This is a genomic window from Dyadobacter sp. CY312, assembly GCF_021390535.1.
Taxonomy (GTDB): domain Bacteria; phylum Bacteroidota; class Bacteroidia; order Cytophagales; family Spirosomataceae; genus Dyadobacter.
In genome coordinates this window covers 58,179-78,520 of sequence record NZ_JAJUXG010000004.1, presented here as the reverse complement: position 1 = coordinate 78,520, position 20,342 = coordinate 58,179, and the positions used below count along the sequence as shown (strand labels likewise).

Sequence of the window (20,342 nt, the reverse complement as noted above, 5' to 3'; positions counted from 1 at the left end):
ATTCCATTACTCTCATTTTCAAACCTTTACGTGAAATATTTTTAACCCAACAAACAAAACATGAAAACAAAATCAACCATCTACCTATTAATCTGCGCATTAACAATTCTGACATCCTGCGATTTGATGTATGACAGTCCGGCAAAAATATTTGAAACCATTGGGTTGAATGGCAACAAAATCCCCCACGATTTTCAAAGACATTTCAGAGAGATACGGCAGCGAAAAGCCAATGGTGTACTGCAAATTGTGGCCGAAGACAACAAAACCATGAAGAATGCAACCTGTGTAGAATACATGGATTTTGCCTACAAACAGACGTTTGATGCCGACATTGAAAATATTAAAAAACTGAAAGTTACCGATGAAGCTAAACCTATTGTCGCTGCCGGATTAAAGACATTTGAATATGCCGACGAAGTCTACAAAAAAGACTTTCCAATCATTGCTAAAATGATAGACGACGGTAAGACCGACCAGGAAATAGACGCTGCTATTGAGCAACTGGATACGACAAAAGGCGCTGAACTGGGCAAGCTGTATACTGAAATGATGGATCTGCTGATTCCCTATGCCGAAAAACATGGTGTGGAATACAAGACGATTAATATGCCGTGATGGAGTACCCTGAAATTTACTTCCTTCTGTGTTTACTTCGTCCGGAATCAATCACAAAAAAGGTGACACTTAAATTATAAAGAAGACAGAAACCTCGAAAACATACAAAGACGCAGGGGGATAAGAAAACAACACTTACAGAAAAACATATCACAAGAAAAAAATATGGAAGCGATATATCACAGTGAAACAATCTGGACAATTAAAAATTTCCTTTCCGCCCACCAATGTGAGGAGTTAATCTTGTTGAGTGAAAACATAGGCTACAATGAAGCTGAGGTCGGCTTCTCGTCCGGAGCCAGAATGGCTAAAAACATCCGTAACAATTACCGGGTGTTACATGAAGATGAAAGGCTTGCCAATAGACTTTGGGATAAGCTCAGGGAATTTTGCCCCTCGGAAATGGACGATTATCACGCAGTTGGGCTGAATGAGCAGTTCCGGTTTTACAAATACGAACTGGACCAACGATTTAAAAGACATGTGGATGGTCGGTACAAACGAAACGATCAGGAAGAAAGCCGCATTACTTTTATGATATATCTGAATGACGAGTTTGAGGGTGGTGAAACTGCTTTTGATAACGTTACCATCGTGCCCGCAACCGGTGATGCCCTGTGTTTTATACATGAGCAAAAACATGAGGGCTGCCCAGTAACGAGTGGTATAAAATATGCGCTGCGATCGGATGTGATGTATCGAATAAAGTAGCTGATATGAAAAGGCACTCGACTATTGCGTTCCTGGTGTATACCTTCTAACTTTTGCATGAAATTTAGAAAGTCGACAACTGGCCCTGAAATAAAATTACAAAATTCATCAGCATGAAATACCTGAAATTCAAAGACATCAAACACAAGTTCCCAGAGAAAAGCTGGATGTATTCACGAAACGAAAGCAACAATGGGGAGTTTGAGGAAGAAAATATACTTTATCTGGAAGGTGACTTTGAAACAGAAAACCTGGATCTGGATGCACCATTTGTTTCGTTCAAAGACCGTTTCGGCAATTACGAAACCTATCTTCAACAGGAGACTTGCATGACCATCCTGATTGAAGGAAATCTCAGGGCTCAAAATATTTACAATGATGAAACCGACGGCTCCACCGGGCTAGTAGTGCTCGGTGACGTGCTTGTGCAAAACATGGTCGTGGGCGGACAGGATGTGTATATCACGGGCGACCTCAAAGTGACGGACTGTTTCTGGGGACATTACAATCACGGCGATCTGATCGTGGAAGGGCAAACGGACGCACGCGTTTTTGTGGCTACCGAAGAGTATCACTACGATTACAACAAAGAGCGAACCCGTGCGCAACATTTTCTGTGCGATGATGATGACGAGGATGGCACCTTTGATAGATCCGTGGTTGAATCCATTTTTGTGCCCGAGCTATTGGAAGACGAAAGTGAAGTGGAACCGGATGATGTTTTTTCCTGGGCAAGCTGGCTGCTACGATATGCAGCCGTTGAGCGACTGGCTGCAAATGAACCCATCGTCCTGAAAGAAATTAAGATACTTTCCCCGGCAGAAAAGGAAATCGAATTTCAAAAATCAATTCCCCGCCAGTTTGAAAACAAGTTTTTCGCAGACGAAGCAGGATTTATCAGCCAGATAGGCAATTTTAAAAAGCTGATGGACATTGCCAGATCCCATGCCGAATGTGATCAGTTTTACGAGTGGAACGGATTTGCAGTGCGCGTCCATTACAAATCACCGGAAAAGAATGACTATGTAATGGCAAAACACCCATCGGGTCTGCAGTTTTATGTACAGATCAATGAATGGGAAGAGCCTGCGACCGGCTTAAAAAAAATATTTGGCAAGAGCGTGCAAGTCGAAGAGCTATATGCCATGTCCCGGAATAATACCAGTGAAGATTTCAAGGGTATTTTCAGACAGGAAATTTCTTCGCAAAATTTCGAGACCTTTCAGCATTTCTGGACGGATTTGCTCACCAGAGCAGAAATCGGTTTTTACGTCCACAACCAGTTTCTGGCAAAAGTAAAACCCGCTGATTTGCTCCGGTATTTATCGTTGCCCGTGGTGCAGGAAAAATACAACGACTATTGGGACTCGGACAAAAAAGGCTTCTGGTATGGCAATTACAGTATTTCTGCAAGGATACATGGTGTACAAGGGCTGGAAGGTAGCGTTGATGTGGGCAAAGAAATAAAAGGTGACGAGTTTGACATGCGTAAGTATTTCTTTCGTCCCGACCGCCTCGAAAACCCGACGTTTTCCGAGTTATACTATTCTCCAAGCCAGGAAGACAACACCACTGACAGGTACTCGGGCTACGGTGATATTTACAAGGTATATCTTTACGATTGGAAATTGTACAGAGAGGCGTTGGAATGGTATGCCAAAGTAGAGCCTGCATTTGAGCAGGAAAACAAAAGTTACCTCGAAGAAAAGCTAGAAGAAACAGAACGCCAGAAAAAAAAGGCTTTACAAAAGGCAACACCTGAAACTGTTCCCTTTCCAGAAATACAGTTTGCTGGTACAGCATTCAAGCTTATTAGTCGAAATCAGGCTCAGGAGATCATCGGCAATCTGACCGATTTTCAGGGCGAGAAAATCTATGATGTTTATGAGAACACCTGGCGGTTTCCGGAAGAGCCAAACAGTTTTTTCCTTTTGGCCGAAGAAGATGTGAAGGTCGAAAAACTGGAATTGGAATACAGTACCGGGGAGCATCCCGATATCTTCATTCTTGGCTTTATTTTCCTAAAAAACCTGACTGCCGAAAAGTATATCATGGCCTATGATACCGACAATTCGCCAGCACTTATCGTCCTTGGAGATTTGAAAGCCAGTCATTTGCACCTTTTTGGAAATGTGCACTTTATTGGCGGCGATGTTCACAGCGAAGTGATATGGGGAGAATACAACCACGGTGAATTATTTGTGAAAGGCAACGCTTATGCTGCTCTCATCTACGAAAACGACATGATGCTCCATTTCGGCGGTTTCGGGAACGTAGCGGGCATCGTAGGCGATCAAATTAAGCTTTATTGTTCGCTGACAGACGAAGACGAGACACCCGTTTTTTCAGAGGAATATGTACTTCCCACCTGCCAGCTTTCGGATATAGTGTATGACAATCTGTATTTCAGAACACCTTACGGCCAGCAGGAATTATATGAAGAAAAAGATGAAGACAGTGCTTTGGATTATTTGCTCGAAGGGAAATCCTTTATCGACGAAAGTAAAAAAGCAAGCTTTACACACGTCGATTTTCAGGAGATTTTCGAGTCTTCGGTAGAACAACTCATGGTACATCCTTCCTTTACCGCCAATAATTACCTGGAATGGCGGGATGAAAATGCGTTGGAATGCTGTTGGATAAAACGCTACGAATACGACGGTGTCTGGTACCAGCAAACAGGCCGGATGATTTACGGCGATAAGTACATTTCAGCAACAATACTCTGCGCTGAGGGCACCAGGGATTACGATCTGAATCTGGAATATTTCAACAACGACATGACGCCCAAATTCGCCTGGACTAATGCAATAAACGACGAAAATATAGAGGTGGCGATCGTGAAGTTTGGAATACGGAAGGCGTTGGAGCGATTGGTGGAATAATCATATCTAATAGGTCTCACGCAAAGCAGAAAAGTAAAATGGCAAAGAACGCCAAGACTCTTTTTGAACTGCTACATTTCACGCAAAGCAAAAAGTAAATCAGCAAAGGACGCTAAGACTCTTTTTGCGCTCTTTGCTGAAACTTCAAACTTTTGCGTGAAACCTTTAAACTGCTAACGCTTCACGCAAAGCAGGTAAGTTAAATGCCCAAAGACGGGAAGAAGACTTTTATGCTCTTTCCTCAAACTTCAAACCTTTGTGTGAAATTTGCCTGCCGCCACCTTCCCTACCAGGTTGATACTCGTTTAATTAGCTACATTTGTTAAACAAATATCAACAACATTACCACTATGAAAATCATCATTACAGGCGCTACGGGAATGGTTGGTGAAGGCGTGTTGCTGGAATGTCTTCAAAATTCCGCTGTGTCGGAAGTATTGATTGTCAACCGAAAACATGTGGATATCAGCCATCCTAAACTAAAAGAATTACTTGCCCCGGACTTTTTGAAAATCGAAACTTTTGCCGAAAGCTTGAAGAGTTATGATGCCTGTTTCTTCTGTGCGGGCGTGAGTTCGGTAGGAATGAATGAAGATGACTACACAAGAATCACTTACGATACCACCCTTCACTTTGCCAAAGTTTTAGCCGGTATCAACAGGGAGATGGTATTCACCTTTGTTACAGGTGCCAGCAGCGACAGTACTGAGCAAGGCAAGGTAATGTGGGCCCGGGTTAAAGGAAAAACAGAAAATGATCTGATGAAACTGGGGTTTCGGGGACAATATAATTTCCGTCCGGGCTTTATGGAACCTGTAAAAGGGCAAAAAAATGTAAAGTGGTTTTCCAAGCCGGTCATTGCCATTTATCCTATATTTTTCCCAAAGCAATCATTAACATTAAACGAGGTTGGGCAGGCTATGATTAATCTGGTATCAAAACCTTATCCCAAACAGGTTCTGGAAATTGCAGATATCAGGGAGGTAGCGAAAGGAAAATATTAAAGAAGGTGCTGGTTACTTATCCCCAGTAATCAGCACACAAAATCCCAATACTTTTGGGACTCCAAGCTATCCCGGCAAAACAATTCAGCAGAAGAATCTCAAATCGCAACAATCGCACGGGATATATTTTAGAAATTCCATCAAACTTTTTTTTCTGAAAATTTGCGAAACCGAACAGTTGCACATATATTTGCAACCATATAGTTTCATAATAAATTTTTATGTGATGAGAAGAGATGTATTTCAGGCAATTGCGGATCCGACTCGCAGAGCGATAATTGGCCTGATCGCACTTCAGGCATTGACACCAAATGCTATTGCTGAACATTTTGACACTTCAAGACAAGCAGTTTCCAAGCACCTGAAAATTTTAACCGAATGTGAACTGGTTACCCAGCAGCAGCTTGGCAGAGAAATTTATTATCAGTTAGAATTAAAGAAAATGAAGGAAGTTGACAAATGGCTCGACCAGTTCAGACAAATCTGGGAGGATCGTTTCAGTGAGTTAGACAATTTATTATCAACCATTAAAGCTGAGAAAAAATGAGAACCAACCTATTAATGGATTTTTCCGTAGACAAGGAAACCAGTACTGTAAAGGTAAAAAGAGAATTTGCAGCGTCACGCTCCGACGTTTGGGCGGCATGGACACAGTCGGAATTGCTGGATAAATGGTGGGCGCCACGCCCATGGAAAGCTCGGACAAAATCTATGGATTTTAAAGTAGGCGGCAGCTGGATGTACGCCATGGTGGGACCGGAAGGAGAAGAACATTGGGCTAAGGCCAACTACACCGCCATTACCCCAGAAAGCAATTTTAAATACCACGACGCCTTTTGCGACAGTGACGGCAACGTAAATCAGGAATTCCCCAGCTCTGACTGGAATCTGGATTTTACGGAGGCAGGAGAAAATACGATTGTCAATATCTCCATCAGTCACCAAAATCTTTCAGATTTGGAAGCAATTATCGAAATGGGCTTTAAAGAAGGCTTCACATCTGCTATGGAAGGTCTCGACGAAATTTTTGCATCCTAAGTAGTTCGAAAACTGAATAATGTTTTGACAGGTTTTAGAACCGAACCATAAAACAACGCCGATGTATGTATCCCAACAAACATCGGCGTCTTTCTTTTACAGTGCCAATTCCCCATACACCAATTTTAATTCATTTTTAACCGCACCGACCAACTATTCTAATTCCGTTCTTCAATCCAATTCGCAACATACTCTGCTACTTCCTCCCAGCCCTTCTGACCAGCTATGAAATGACTTCTGCCCTCAAACTCCTTGTAATCAACAACACTGTTGGCGTCTTTATAGCGACCGGCGATTTTTCTGATAAGCTCGGGAGAAAAAATGGTATCCTGCTCTCCAGCGATGAATAGCAACGGTTGATGCGGTTTGCTAAAATCCACTTTGGCAAAAGATTTCAATAGCGTGTCTCTCGCAATTTTTCTGCTTTCCGGTACAGCTACTTCGTCATATGCTTTGTCGGCATCGGCCTGGCTCATGTTATTAAAAAATGCTCTTTTGTACCAATCCCTGCTTCCCAAAAATGGCGAATTCCCTTTGAAAAAATCTACAACCGGATACACGATTTTGACAGTGGAGAATGGAGCCAGCACATTTTTTGGAGGAGCACCATCTATACTAACTCCGGCAACAGCTTTGCCCATTTCAATTAATTTCAAAACCACCAGTCCAGCCAGCGAATGACCAACCACAATTGGTTTTTCAGGCAAAGTATCGATCAGTTTCACAATGTTGTTTACCACATCTTCAAAGCCTGTTTGGGTTAATTGTGGGTGAATATTTGTTCTTAAATCCGATGGATTTCCTTCGTGACCAGGATTGGCAGGTGTGTGTACGGTATATCCTTTTGCTTCAAAATATTGTTTCCAGGCAGCCCAGCTTTTGTTATTTACAAACAGGCCATGAATAAGGACGATGGTTTTTGAATTTTTCATTTTCTTGTTGTTTTAAATTGATGATACAAAGGTGCATAGCCATTCCATCAATAAGTTTAACCTGGGTTAAAATCGAATTTCCTGAAAGATATTTTTTTAATTACAGAGGTATATTAAAATAACGTATAGTGTTATCTCAATACGGGAATATATCCGTAAATTCATACCAATATTAGCATCAAAAGCAACTCACCTCTAACCATAGCGGAACATGGAAAAATACTACACTGAAATCAAATGGGCTTTCATTTTCATTGTGACATCGTTACTATGGATGGTACTCGAAAAAGTAACTGGTCTGCATTCCAACCACATTGACAAGCAGCAATACCTCACCATGGGATTTATGGTGCCTGCAATCTGGATTTATGTTCTGGCTCTGAAAGACAAAAAGAAGAAAGACTACCGCGGCAGAATGACTTTTAAACAGGGTTTTATTTCGGGCCTCATCATCTCCGTGATTGTGGCCCTATTCAGTCCGCTTACACAGTGGATCACTACGTATGTGATCACACCTGAGTTTTTCCCTAATGTGATCGAATATTCGCTAAAAACCGGATATCATAAAACCCGTGCAGAAGCCGAAGCTTTTTTCAATTTTGAAAATTACGCTAAACAAGGACTCGTCGGAGCAATTGGAATGGGCATCGTTACGTCGCTCGTTGTAGCCTTTTTTGTGAAGAGTAAAAGGTGATTTTTTAGTAAAAGTGAGAAGTGAAATGAACGGCCCATATATGTCATACAGCCTCCCGGTCATTTTACTTTTTACATTTCACTTCTTTCTACTTTCTTCTCACTTGTCAACCAAGCCCGACATCAACCCTTATGGTAGTACCTGTTCCCGGAACCGACCGTACCTGAACATCTCCTTTCAGAAGTGCCGCTCGGTTACGGATATTCAGTAACCCATTACCACCGGCAAATTTAGTGGTATCAAATCCGGTTCCATCGTCAGTATAAATTAAAGTGAGTCGCTGCTGATGATATCTCAGATCCAACACGACATGAAGGGCGTTAGCGTGTTTCACAGCATTGTGCAGGAGTTCCTGAATAATCCGGAAAACATTAATTTCAACCGTTTCGGGTAACCTTGCAGGAATATTTACCGGCTTAAAAGTAACAGTAAATCTCACGCCCAGATTAAGGACAGTCACCATGTCATCTATCGCACATTCCAGGCCAAGCTGTTTAAGATTTTGTGGATGCATATCCTGAATCAGCCGGCGTATCTCATCCATGGATGTAGCAAGAAGTTTTTGCGAACGCTCTTTGAGCTCGGTCATGGGAATTTGCTCATTGCCAAAGGATGACAGGTACATCTTCAAAAGCGACAGATTTGCACCAACGCCATCGTGGAGTTCTCTTGAAAAACGCTGCCGCTCAGCTTCCTGAGTCATCAACGATGCCTTAATTTCTGCCTCCCGTTGCCGCAACCTGATTGTCAGTCGATATCTGAGCAAGCCATAAATACCGCTTATCAATAACAAAATAAGCGACAGACGAAACCACCCCGTACCCCACCATGGTGGCTGAATGTAGATTTTCACCATGGCTCCTTCTTTATTCCAAAGTCCGTCGTTGTTACTGCCTGTAACCCTGAAAACATAGTTGCCGGGTGGCAGATTCGTATAGTTTGCAGCACGTTTTGTACCTGCATTTATCCATTTCGCATCAATCCCTTCCATTCTGTAACGGTATTCATTTTTCTGATGATCGGAAAAATTGAGCGCAACAAACTCAAAGTTTATAAAATTCTGATGGTGAAAAAGATTCATTTCCCGGACCTCGGGAGCGAAAACGCTGTCTTGTACAGTGATTTTGGTTATACGCACAGGAGGCACAAAAGTATTGGGTTGCAATGCCCTGGGTTTAAAATAGGAAATTCCATTTACTCCACCGAAATACATGGTACCATCCTGCGCCTTGTACATGCAATTGGTATTAAATTCATTACTCTGCAAGCCGTCAGAAATCCGAAAGGTTTTGCATATTCTTTCGCTCGAACTCCAGTAAGTAATACCTTCATTGGTTGATAACCAATAATGCCCGTCCGCGCTTTTTAAGATTCCATACACCACATTGTTAGGCAACCCGTCTCTGCTGTCGAGCCGATCTTTCAATTTTAACTTTTGATCAAAAACATACACGCCGCAATCCGTCCCGATCCAGAAAGAGCTATCATCCTCAAAAATGCTGCGAATATTTGCACAATCAAGGCCAAAAGCTTTGTTTACGTGCGTAAGTATTCCTGTTTTGAATGAGTATCTGAAGAGCCCCTGTCCGGTCGTTCCGAGCCATATGTTGGATTCCGAATCTTCGTAAATTAACCGGATCACATATTTCGAGATAGGCTTCATTGCGGGCAGATCGTCCCAGGAAAGCCACTTTTTTGTCTGAATATCGAATCGGTTCAATCCCCTTTGTCCACCTGCCCACACCTCGTTTCTGCTCTTGATCACTTGCGAGGCATAGAGGTAAACCGACCCCGATTCCCTGGACTGAAAAAATGATTCAAATCGTTGCGTTACCGGATCAAAACGACAAAGCCCTTTGCCTAGCGCCAGCCATAGCTTTCCACTTTCATCGGAGGTTATGTCATACACCTCGTTATGCGGCAAACTTCCCGGGTTCCCAGGCTCATTTTTGTAAACCTTGAAAACTTTACTAACCGGGTCATATCTTGTAAGTCCGCCCGTCTGAGTTCCAAAATAAAGGTAATTACCAAATCCATATATTTTAAAAACCATATTGTCCGACAACGATGCAGTCGGTTTGGCATCGTTTTTCCTGATAAGTCCAAACTGATATCTACCCGGATCGAACTTATCGAAACCACCACCACTCAGCCCGACCCAAATGTTGTTTTGAACATCCTCTGCAAATGAGAGCACATAGTTTTCTGCAAGACTATTAGGATTTTCTCCCGTATGTGTTAAATGCAGAAATCCCTTGTTGACAGGGCTATACAAAGACACTCCGCCTGTCCTTGTACCAACCCAAACCTTCCCTTTCGAATCTTGCATCAGCCGTGTGATCTCGTTGCTGCTGATATCGGTTTCTGCTGATCCTTCCTGGAAATGGCTGACCAAACTGAGCGAACCTGCAACCTGTGTACACAAATACAAACCATGCTCATAGGTTCCTACCCACAGCCTGTTTCCTTCTGTCGCCAGAACAGCACGTATGGTCGAAGACTCCGGAAACCAGCTGGTTGATTTGATATGTAAAGACGAAAACCTCCTTGTCTTCGACTCAAATCTAAACACATCGTCATCTGTTGCTATGTAAATTTCCCCACCCTTACCCTCGGTGATGTCACTTAACTTATTTGAGAAATGAGGAAAAGATTCAGTACTTTTTCCCTTCGGATTGTATCGATGAAGGCCATTTCCATCGGTAAGAATCCATACAGAACCATCCCTGCAACGATATAGCTGCCTCACTGATGCGTAGTCAAGCGGACTTGTTTTACCAAAAAAATCACTAAACTTCTGAATCCTGAAAGTAGACTGATTGCAAATTGCAAGTCCCCGACTGGTGCCTATCCACAGGTGCCCCTGCTGGTCATTCAAAAGCGTTTGGATGTAGTTAGAATTCAAGGCTCCATCCTTATACACTTTGAATTCATTCTGATCAAAACGATTAAGCCCATCCTGGGTTCCGAGCCACATGAATCCGTCGAAATGTGCAGATGCATAGCCGCTTCCCTGAGACAATCCGTCTCCCTGGGAATAATGTTCGAAAACGAGTTGGCTTGTTGAAGATCCCACCGTTTGATGAGCCTGCTGACCGAAACTAAAAAAGGGCAACAGGTTTAAGACAATCCAAATGAAACGATTCATATTTGTTGATGAATTAAAAACAGCTGTCCCTGATGATTAAAATCGCGATTGATCTCCATTATACTGAAAAGACAATATAAACAATTGGAAAGTAGCAACTTGCACCGTTTAATCAATAATTAACCTGTTTGCTCCGCATGATTGTGAAAAGAAAATCGTCAGCAAGTGCGCATACTTAAACTTAAAAAGGTGAGTTTTGGATGTGTTCAAAGACATATGAGGTGTAACTTTGAAGGTTAGTATTGAGTTTTGGTCAGATAATGATTTGTCGATAACCAGCAGTAAGAAATCTGTAAATTCGTTGCTTTCAAATAACATGACCCGGCTACTCTATGACCGTTCAAATTGATTACCAATAAGCAGCTATTTTAAACCCAACCCTGTGCAAACTGATCAGATTGATCCCAAAGCTGATTTGAAAATACTTATAGCACCGCTTGACTGGGGCTTGGGGCATGCCACGCGTTGTATTCCCGTTATCAGGCATCTTATCCAAAGTAATTGTAAAGTGGTACTTGCAGGTGAAGGTGCAGTTGCGCAGCTTTTAAAAAGCAATTTCCCGGACCTTGAAATACTGCCTTTACCAGGCTATCGCATCAGTTACAGCAATACTGCTTCTGGTTTTGTGCCTAAAATTCTGGTTCAGATCCCCAAAATTATTCGGGCCATAAAAGCAGAAAAGCGATGGCTGAAACAGATTCAGACACAGCATCACTTCGATCTTGTCATATCCGACAACCGCTACGGCTTAAAAATCAAGAGATTACCGTCCGTAATAATGACGCACCAGCTTCAAATACAGTCAGGAACCGGAACGCTCTCCGACCAGATGCTGAAATGGCTGCATTATCGTATTCTTGAAAAGTTTGACGCATGCTGGGTCGTTGATAACGAAGGCATTAATAACCTCGGAGGCAGTTTGTCTCATCCAGCTGAAATCCCTTCAAACGCGAAGTACATTGGTTTACTCTCGCAGCTGGATCAAATGAGTACTGCAAATAAATCTGATCAAAAAGAGATACTGGTATTGCTTTCCGGCCCTGAACCGATGCGTAGTATTTTGGAGCAACAAATTCTTACACAACTAAAAACAGCCACAGAATATCATTTCAATCTTGTGGCAGGGAATCCAACAGGTTCAGTACCCGACAAACTCCCGGATCATGTCACTTACTATACTCATTTGAATGCAGAGAAGATCAACGAGCTCATGCAAAAAGCATCGCTGGTGATTTGCAGAAGTGGTTATTCCACGCTGATGGATTTGGTGATGATGAACAAAAAGGCATTAGTTATACCAACTCCGGGACAAACCGAACAGGAATATCTAGGAAAAAGACTGCTTGATAAAGGGTTGCTGTTTTGCCAAAACCAAACGCTTCTTAACCTTGCTGATGATATACCGGAAGCATTGAAATTCCCGGGTTTTAAGCAGATAGAAAGTCAAAATAACTTTCGGGTGGTTGTAAATGATGTTTTGAATCAACTAAGAATACATTAATCCACCACAGCCGGTGATTCCAAGCCCATTATTTTTAGCGATTAATTCCAAGTAATGATTTTATACACTACCTTGGAATGTCTCTCAACCCGAACTTTTTTTTACGTTTACATAATGCAGTATTTCTGTACTTTGTTTGATTCCAATTACCTTTCCCGAGGCTTGGCAATGTACTATTCTCTGGAAAAACACTGTACCGATTTCCACCTTTATGTCATTTCATTTGACGACAGCTCCCTGTCAGTTCTGCGACAATTATATGTTGCGGATCCTTTTCCATATTTGAGTTAATTTGTGGATTTGATAATGCCAACAATTAAGATATCCGTTCCAACCAGCAGGAATCACTCCGAGTAAAGGTATCGTAGTACAAATATTTAATTTGCTCTATCGCTTCAACTAGTAACCATATTTTATATTACCATTAGATATTACAACCAAACATAATTTCTATTTAATGGCAAAATAGATACATTTGACTAAACCACCCGATGAAACGCAAATTTGAAATTAAAGAAACTCCATAATGAACAAGACCTGCTATTGAGGGTTTCGGAAGGCGACGAAAAGGCTTTTACGGAGATATTCTATGCCTACCATCAGGAACTTGGAGCGTATATTTTGAAATTGACAAAGTCAAACCGTCATGCAGAAGAAATTGTACAGGATGTTTTTGTAAAAATTTGGCTCAGACGCGAAAACCTGAACGAGATAAATGACTTCAATTCCTACCTGTTTATTATGGCCAGGAACCATACCTACAATGTACTCAGAAACGAGGCACGAATTCACGGTCTGCACACGGAACTTGACCCCGAAAAGCTCACAAACCATCATGAAGATTCCGCATCACAGCCAGAAATGGAACAATATTACGTTCTCATTGAGCAAGCAGTTGCACTATTGCCTCCACAGCAGCAAAAGGCATATCTTCTGAGCAGAAAGGATGGTCTGAAACATGAGCAGATCGCCGAAAACATGCAGTTGTCGAGAGAAACTGTAAAGCGCCATATTAGCCTGTCATTAAGCTCAATAACAAAATACGTCCGTACAAATGCAGAAAGAATGGGCGTTGCACTGATCTTTTTTTTAATAAAATCTTAAAAATTTTTATAAATCCGTTGACCCTCAAAATACCCAGCTGTGTCTTTAGTACCAGATCCGGGTTACAATTCCATTTCTCCTGTGTTTTCAGTTTTGCCTTATGTCTGATTCAAGAATTACATTTCTATTTTATAGATACTTTGACGGTACTGCTTCCCACGAAGATCAGCAGGAATTAACTCGCTTACTCTCCCTTGAAGAAAGCAGGGAGCAGATACAAACACTCATGGAGGAAGCGTGGACGACTTTTTCAGCAGATCAGGAAGTTTTTTCGAAAGAGGTTAGCAGCAAAATTTTAACTAACGTTTTTGACAGGCCACAAGGTGAGATTTCCGAGGTAGAACTTGAGAGAGATGATCACATTATAGCACCAAACTGGTGGTCGCAAAACTGGTGGAGCGTTGCTGCCACAGTTTTCATTACGCTGGGATTGAGCATTTATTACTTTTTTGGTAAAAACATGCAGGTGCCAGCTCAGCAGCAAGTCGTTCAAAATCAACAAACTGAAATAAGACCGGGCAGCAACAAGGCGACTTTGACATTAGGTGATGGTTCGATAATAAATCTTGACCAAATCCAAAACGGACACATATCAACGTACGGAGATACGAAAATCGAGAAGCCCGAAGATGGACAATTGATTTATAAAGCCAACAAAGGCGATGAACTGGCTGCTACATTCAACACCATTTCAGTTCCGCGCGGCGGACAATATCAAATAAAGCTGGCCGATGGTACACAAGTATGGCTTAACGCCGCATCGTCATTGAGATACCCTACCCGATTCGACGGCTCGGAACGTGTCGTCGAACTTACCGGAGAGGGCTATTTTGAGGTCGCCAAACATTCCCGCTTAACCTTCAAAGTAAAATCTAATGGATCTGAAATAGAGGTTTTAGGAACAAATTTCAATATAAACGCATATTCGGATGAGCCATCATTAAAAACAACTTTGCTTGAGGGGTCAGTAAAAATAAGTTCAGGGAAGGAATCCTCCTTGATAAAACCTGGCGAAGAGGCTGTTATCACAAGCAATGAGCCTGTACGTATACAAAAGGCCGATTTAGAAAAAGCCATAGCATGGAAAAACGGATCTTTTCAATTCAGCGGCACGCCTCTTCCTGAGGTAATGCGCCAAATCATGCGCTGGTATGATATTGACGTCACCTACGAGGGCAAAATACTGCCGAGACAGTTCGGTGGCGAAATTTCCCGAGACTCGGACCTCAAAGATGTTTTGAAAATACTGGAAATCAGTAAAATACATTTTCGACTGGAGGGAAGAAAAATAGTGGTACTGCCGTGATTATTCCAATGACTTGATTGAAGAAGGCTGACTATTCCTAAATCATAACTCTGTAAGACATGTAAACCAGTCGAGCAGCATAAATTTCTTTCCAAGAAGTACAATTCGTGTACGAGCACATTTTCAGCAAACTTAATTCAGTTCCCTATAATTCACACTCAATCAATTCAAACTATGACTCGAAATGTACCAGCCCCGCCCGCTAGCCTTCGGCATATCAGGCATCATTCTGGCTTATCGCCTATCCGTATCTCAAGAATTTTAAGGCTGACGATGATCTTCTTTGTTTCCGTCAACCTATGTGCTTCTGGATTTGGCTATTCCCAAAAAGTTTCGGTTAGCGAAAAGAATGCCTCGTTGGAAAAAGTTTTCAAATCACTTAAAAAGCAGTCAGGATATACCTTCTTCTTCGATGAGGCACAATTAAGATCTTCCAAGCCTGTTGACCTCAATGTGAAGAATGTTAGCCTGGAAGACGCTTTGGAGAAATGTTTTGCAAATCAAGACCTTACCTATACGATTGTGGGTAAGACTGTGGTTGTTAAAGCAAAGGAAATAAAAAAGGGAGTGTTTTCCCCTGCAAATTCCGATAAGTCCCGGGAAATCCAAACACAGATTGGTGGTACAATCACAGATGAAAAGGGACACGGGCTTCCCGGTGTGAATGTGCTTGAAAAAGGTACCTCAAACGGAACATCAACAGACATTGATGGCAAGTTCCGCCTAACCGTGGCGGACGAACGCTCAGTTCTGATCCTGTCGTATATTGGATACGATTCTCAGGAAATACCAGTCGGTACTAAATCAGAGTTTACAATTTCAATGACCCCGGATTCCAGAGTTTTGGACGAGGTTGTTGTCACTGCCTTAGGTATCAAAAGGGAGGAAAAATCACTTGGTTACGCGGTTCAAAAAGTTGCAGGTAAGGAACTGCAAACTGTGAAGGGTGTAGACATTGCAACTTCCCTTACTGGTCGTGTCGCAGGTATGGTGATATTAAACTCGACGGAATTTAACACAAGACCAACCATCGAACTTCGGGGAGAAAATCCACTTCTGGTGATCGATGGTGTTCCCTATGGAAATATGACACTGCGTGACGTTCCCACTGATGACATTGAAACCATGGATATTTTGAAAGGTGCAACTGCGTCGGCATTGTACGGCTCACGTGGTGGAAGTGGAGCGGTGATCATTACTACAAAAAAAGGAAAGGGGAAGGGTTTGTCTGTTGATGTGAATGTCAATACTATGGCAACTCTCGGTTATATAGCAATTCCAAAAGTTCAGACTTCTTACGGGCATGGGATTAACGGAAAAATTGCAAATGACTATGTTTGGGGACCAAAGCTTGACATAGGTCAGACTGCTGAACAATGGAATCCGATAACCAAGCAATATGAAGAAATGCCGCTTGTATCAAGTGGGAAAAATAACCTGAAAAATTTTTTGCAAACAGGTATGATCTCCAACAACAACATCAACGTGACGCAATCAGGCGAAAACGGGTTTTTCAGGGTTGGAGTCAATCACATTTTCAACAAAGGTCAGTTCCCGAATTCAAAACTGAACATGACCAGCTTTACAACAGCTGGTGAGTTACGTGTTGGTGATAAATTCACCATAGAAGCACACACGGGCTACACCCGTAAAACTGCCCCGCAGATCTGGGGAAGTGGGTATGGGAACCAGGGATATTTGTATCAAATATTGATGTGGACCGGTGTTGATTATGACATTCGTCAATACAAGGATTATTGGGTCACCCCAAATGAGAGCCAAAACTGGCTTTACGATAGCTGGTACGACAATCCATATCTGATCGCTCACGAAAAGCTGAACGGTATCAATCAGAATAAGCTTAACGCGAGTTTGTCCGCCACCTACAACTTTACCAAGGATTTGAAACTACTTTTCAGATCAGGATATGACTTTTACAGTGACATTGAGACCATGAGAAACCCGATCGGAATCAACTCAACCCGAAGTGGCTTTTACATAGGAAGCAAGAATCTGCCATTCAACTCCCTTGGAACATACGGAATTAACAAAAACTGGGGGCTGAGTACAAATAATGACCTCCTGCTCATGTACAACAAGAAAGTCAAAGACTGGGGATTTGATGGACTGGTAGGTGGAACAGTCTACTATTATCAGGATAGAAATTTGGGAGCTGGCACACAAAACGGATTGAGTGTTCCGGGCTGGTATTCATTGGGTGCTTCTTTGGGAAATGTAATCGCTTCTGAATCATTTAAAAAAAGGCAAATCAACAGTGTTTTCGGGAAAGCTTCCATTTCCTGGCGAGATGCTATATTCGTTGACATCACTGGTAGAAACGATTGGAGCTCAACGCAGCCTGCTGCAACGAGGTCTTACTTTTATCCATCAGTTGCTACAAGTGTGCTCCTGTCAGAATTTTTAAAAATGCCTAATGCGGTAGATCTATGGAAAGTCCGGGCCTCTTTTGCCGTAGACAAGTCCCCTTTGGGCGTGTACGAAAGCAACCGTACTTACGGAGTTAGTCCTGCGGTATGGGGAACGCTTAATTCAGCAAGCTATCCAAATTCGCTGCTGGGTACAAATTTGTTGCCAAATTCACAAAGAACCTGGGAAATTGGCACCGGAGTATTTGCATTTGGAAAAAGAGTTCATCTGGATGTGGCTTACTTTAATAAATATTTCTTCAACCAGCAAGTTAAACAATCCATATCAAGTGCATCCGGCTTCGCTACTACGCTGGTGAATACGAAAGAAACGATTGCCAGACGCGGTCTTGAAATCACACTGGATGGATCCGTTGTTAAAAATAACGACTTAGAATGGCACTCTGCAATCAATTATTCATTTAGCCACAGATATTATGTTGACCTTGATCCCGTGTATTCTTCGGACAACCCATGGACAAAAAAAGGCGAAAGAACCGATTATTACACGGTCTATCAATGGCTTCGCGATAAAGAGGGAAATATCATTCATAATAACGGGTTGCCCATGCAAAGTGACTATAAGTCCAAAATTGGATACGGAGACTACAATTTTTCACTAGGTTTCATTAATTCACTTACCTATAAAAACTTCTCATTTAATCTCGCCATGGACGGTCGCTTTGGTGGCTTGATGTTCAATAACATTTGGGACAAAATGTTCGACACAGGCTCAAATCCTGAAACCGACAACCAATATCGTTATGACCAGGTCGTAAATGGTTTGACAAACTATGTTGGAAAAGGCGTGAATTTGGAGGGAGGAACCGTCGAATTTGATAAATACGGTACCATTACAAGCGACTCCCGAGAATATTCTGTAAATAATGTTGAAGTTGGATACCAGGATTATACACAGTGGATGAGTGGTGGTGAACAATCCGTTCAAAAACAAGGCTTTTTTAAAATACGTGAGATTTCCGTGGGCTATAAAATTCCATCTGGCATTCTTGGAAAAGGAATAAAAAATGCTTCTATCTCGCTTACCGCTCAAAATGTGTTGCTGATAACCAAATTTAAGTTTTCAGATCCTGACGTATTCTCAGAAAATCTGAATGCACCGTCTCAACGTATGGTTGGGATGAATATTAGACTTGGATTTTGACAAACCAACAATTTACCTTAAAGTTAATTGACATGAAAAGACATATTTTGAAATACATTATTGCGATTCTGATTCTGACTGGCACCAGCTGTTCTGACTTCGACGAAATCAATACGAATCCGAATGCAACGACTCAGGTTACCTCTCAAATGCTGGCATCCAATATGATCCTGGCAATCACCAGGAGTTCGATTTCGAATCAGAAGACTTTCTTACAGCCATTCATCCTGGGCAAATACATTACATGGCAGGAAGGGGGGCAGGAGTCTTTTCAATATAACCGTCTCCCGCGTGCAAGTTTTGAAAGACTGGAACTTCTTAGCAATATCAAACCAATGATCGGATATGCAGAAACCGAGAAATTAGCAAATTCTTACACTGCATTGGGACACTTTATACGTGCATGGCAATTTTTCCTGACAACGATGCAACTTGGAGATATCCCTTATTCAGAGGCAATATTGGGAGAAACCGAAGGAGTCATCAAACCAAAATATAACACGCAAAAACAAGTCTTTCAGGGGATATTGAATGAGCTAGACCTCGCCAATGAGCTTTTTGCAAAAGGAAATGATTTTGGTGGCGATCCGATTTATAATGGGGATATCGATCAATGGCAAAGGCTTGCAAATAGTTTTCAGTTGTATGTACTTATCAACCTGTCTAAGAAAAGCGCTGATAAGGATTTGAATATCATCGAAAAATTCAAAATTGTTGCAACACGGCCTTTGATGCGGGATGCAAATGACAACTTTGCCCTTACATTTTCGGATTTAGATGGACAAAAATACCCTTGGGTTAACATCAACAGTTCTAACCCATCGGTTATTTACCCTATGCTGACAGCCAATCTGCTAAATCCATTAAAGGACATGAAGGACCGGCGCCTGTTTTATTTCGCCAAGCCCTCATCAGTTCAAATCACAGCAGGTAAAAAGGTTTCAGATTGGGATGCCTATCCTGCTGCAGAGGCTTCCGCAGCTTTTGCTTCCTTGCAAGCCATGCGCGCGTCCAAGGACTTCACGGATTTGAATGATCGGTACGCGGACCTTTTCAATGCCGAGCCAGTTGGCCTTTATACATTTTGGGATCTGCAATTTACAATGGCGGAAGCTGCTGTAAGAGGCTGGATCAGTGAATCTGCAAAAACATTCTACGAGGCTGGTATCAGTTCTTCTATGAATTTTATTGCAACAAAAACACCGAACAATCCGAAATACAATCACGAGATGCCGATTACAGATAGCTACATAGCGGCTTATCTTCCAACTGTGGCATTGAAAGGTACAGATGAAGCAAGGATTCAACAGATTTTGAGCCAGAAGTACATTGCAGGATTTATGCACAGTACAAATTATAGTGCTTGGTTTGACAATCGCCGGACCGGTTATCCCAAATTCATTCTTAATTCATCAACCAACCTGAACACACCAAATACGCAATTTCCGGTTCGCTGGCTGTATCCATCAAACGAAATCAACTATAACGGAGAAAATATGTCGGCGGCGGTCACAAGCCAGTTTGCAGGAAATGACAACACCAATGGTGTGATGTGGCTACTAAAAGAATAATCTGATGGTTTTTTAAAAGCAAAATGCCTGCCGGACGAAAGTCTTGCAGGCATTTTCTATATATTGAGTATTTATCCTTCTCCTCGCAGCAGTTTTTCGTACTCCTTTTCCTCCAGATTTTCTCATCCAGACTCCCATACACTGAAAAGTAGTGAGATGCATCGAAAATCAAAAGAAAGAAATCCGGAAGAGATTAACCACTTTCCTGCATTTACGACGAGATAGCTATGCATATGAAT

General features: G+C 42.0%; 14 protein-coding genes. 12 read left to right on the top strand and 2 right to left on the bottom strand.

Translation table 11 applies throughout. The annotated features are described in order from the left end of the window. The first annotated feature begins 60 nt into the window (after positions 1-60). From LZG71_RS07135 to LZG71_RS07110, 6 genes are all read left to right on the top strand, one after another. Positions 61-618 (top strand): hypothetical protein, encoded by a 558-nt coding sequence (locus LZG71_RS07135; protein ID WP_233818480.1) that lies wholly within the window; start codon positions 61-63, stop codon positions 616-618. Between the two features lie 165 nt (positions 619-783). Then, positions 784-1,329, top strand: a complete 546-nt coding sequence (locus tag LZG71_RS07130; RefSeq protein ID WP_233818477.1) for a 2OG-Fe(II) oxygenase — start codon at positions 784-786, stop codon at positions 1,327-1,329. Positions 1,330-1,442: 113 nt separating this feature from the next. After that, complete coding sequence (locus LZG71_RS07125; protein WP_233818475.1) at positions 1,443-4,214, top strand: hypothetical protein; 2,772 nt, start codon at positions 1,443-1,445, stop codon at positions 4,212-4,214. 350 nt (positions 4,215-4,564) lie between these two features. Continuing rightward, positions 4,565-5,218, top strand: coding sequence for an NAD-dependent epimerase/dehydratase family protein (locus LZG71_RS07120; protein ID WP_233818473.1), 654 nt, complete (start codon positions 4,565-4,567; stop codon positions 5,216-5,218). A 226-nt stretch (positions 5,219-5,444) separates the two neighbouring features. Next, positions 5,445-5,765, top strand: a complete 321-nt coding sequence (locus LZG71_RS07115) for a helix-turn-helix transcriptional regulator (RefSeq protein ID WP_233818471.1) — start codon at positions 5,445-5,447, stop codon at positions 5,763-5,765. Continuing rightward, on the top strand, positions 5,762-6,256 hold the full coding sequence (locus LZG71_RS07110) for an SRPBCC domain-containing protein (protein ID WP_233818468.1): 495 nt from the start codon (positions 5,762-5,764) through the stop codon (positions 6,254-6,256). The genes LZG71_RS07115 and LZG71_RS07110 overlap by 4 nt, the downstream gene beginning before the upstream one ends. 158 nt (positions 6,257-6,414) lie before the next feature. On the opposite strand, the gene LZG71_RS07105 is transcribed toward LZG71_RS07110, so the two are convergent. Then, on the bottom strand, positions 6,415-7,188 hold the full coding sequence (locus LZG71_RS07105; protein ID WP_233818466.1) for a carboxylesterase: 774 nt from the start codon (positions 7,186-7,188) through the stop codon (positions 6,415-6,417). A gap of 211 nt (positions 7,189-7,399) precedes the next feature. On the opposite strand from LZG71_RS07105, the gene LZG71_RS07100 reads away from it, so the two are divergent. Beyond that, positions 7,400-7,882, top strand: a complete 483-nt coding sequence (locus tag LZG71_RS07100) for a DUF4199 domain-containing protein (RefSeq protein WP_233818464.1) — start codon at positions 7,400-7,402, stop codon at positions 7,880-7,882. A gap of 106 nt (positions 7,883-7,988) precedes the next feature. On the opposite strand, the gene LZG71_RS07095 is transcribed toward LZG71_RS07100, so the two are convergent. After that, positions 7,989-11,030 carry a sensor histidine kinase gene (locus tag LZG71_RS07095; protein ID WP_233818462.1) on the bottom strand — a complete coding sequence of 1,014 codons (3,042 nt, stop codon included), beginning with the start codon at positions 11,028-11,030 and terminating at the stop codon, positions 7,989-7,991. Between the two features lie 382 nt (positions 11,031-11,412). Here LZG71_RS07095 and LZG71_RS07090 point away from each other — a divergent pair, with 382 nt between their 5' ends. The 5 genes from LZG71_RS07090 to LZG71_RS07070 all read left to right on the top strand — a co-directional run bounded on the left by LZG71_RS07090 (position 11,413) and on the right by LZG71_RS07070 (position 20,103). After that, positions 11,413-12,531 (top strand): glycosyltransferase, encoded by a 1,119-nt coding sequence (locus LZG71_RS07090; protein ID WP_233818460.1) that lies wholly within the window; start codon positions 11,413-11,415, stop codon positions 12,529-12,531. A gap of 504 nt (positions 12,532-13,035) precedes the next feature. Next, complete coding sequence (locus tag LZG71_RS07085; protein WP_233818459.1) at positions 13,036-13,635, top strand: RNA polymerase sigma factor; 600 nt, start codon at positions 13,036-13,038, stop codon at positions 13,633-13,635. A gap of 100 nt (positions 13,636-13,735) precedes the next feature. Next, complete coding sequence (locus LZG71_RS07080; protein WP_233818456.1) at positions 13,736-14,941, top strand: FecR family protein; 1,206 nt, start codon at positions 13,736-13,738, stop codon at positions 14,939-14,941. Between the two features lie 174 nt (positions 14,942-15,115). Then, positions 15,116-18,532 (top strand): SusC/RagA family TonB-linked outer membrane protein, encoded by a 3,417-nt coding sequence (locus tag LZG71_RS07075; RefSeq protein WP_233818454.1) that lies wholly within the window; start codon positions 15,116-15,118, stop codon positions 18,530-18,532. Positions 18,533-18,564: 32 nt separating this feature from the next. Beyond that, entirely contained in the window at positions 18,565-20,103 is a 1,539-nt protein-coding gene (locus tag LZG71_RS07070; protein WP_233818452.1) for a SusD/RagB family nutrient-binding outer membrane lipoprotein, read from the top strand. Positions 20,104-20,342: the final 239 nt, after the last annotated feature.

Excerpts from the sequence above, each read along its gene's own strand:
- LZG71_RS07110 (WP_233818468.1), top strand. The coding sequence starts at position 5,762 with ATGAGAACCAACCTATTAATGGATTTTTCCGTAGACAAGGAAACCAGT.
- LZG71_RS07095 (WP_233818462.1), bottom strand. The coding sequence starts at position 11,030 with ATGAATCGTTTCATTTGGATTGTCTTAAACCTGTTGCCCTTTTTTAGT.
- LZG71_RS07130 (WP_233818477.1), top strand. The coding sequence starts at position 784 with ATGGAAGCGATATATCACAGTGAAACAATCTGGACAATTAAAAATTTC.
- LZG71_RS07115 (WP_233818471.1), top strand. The coding sequence starts at position 5,445 with ATGAGAAGAGATGTATTTCAGGCAATTGCGGATCCGACTCGCAGAGCG.
- LZG71_RS07070 (WP_233818452.1), top strand. The coding sequence starts at position 18,565 with ATGAAAAGACATATTTTGAAATACATTATTGCGATTCTGATTCTGACT.
- LZG71_RS07120 (WP_233818473.1), top strand. The coding sequence starts at position 4,565 with ATGAAAATCATCATTACAGGCGCTACGGGAATGGTTGGTGAAGGCGTG.
- LZG71_RS07105 (WP_233818466.1), bottom strand. The coding sequence starts at position 7,188 with ATGAAAAATTCAAAAACCATCGTCCTTATTCATGGCCTGTTTGTAAAT.
- LZG71_RS07135 (WP_233818480.1), top strand. The coding sequence starts at position 61 with ATGAAAACAAAATCAACCATCTACCTATTAATCTGCGCATTAACAATT.
- LZG71_RS07100 (WP_233818464.1), top strand. The coding sequence starts at position 7,400 with ATGGAAAAATACTACACTGAAATCAAATGGGCTTTCATTTTCATTGTG.
- LZG71_RS07080 (WP_233818456.1), top strand. The coding sequence starts at position 13,736 with ATGTCTGATTCAAGAATTACATTTCTATTTTATAGATACTTTGACGGT.
- LZG71_RS07075 (WP_233818454.1), top strand. The coding sequence starts at position 15,116 with ATGACTCGAAATGTACCAGCCCCGCCCGCTAGCCTTCGGCATATCAGG.
- LZG71_RS07125 (WP_233818475.1), top strand. The coding sequence starts at position 1,443 with ATGAAATACCTGAAATTCAAAGACATCAAACACAAGTTCCCAGAGAAA.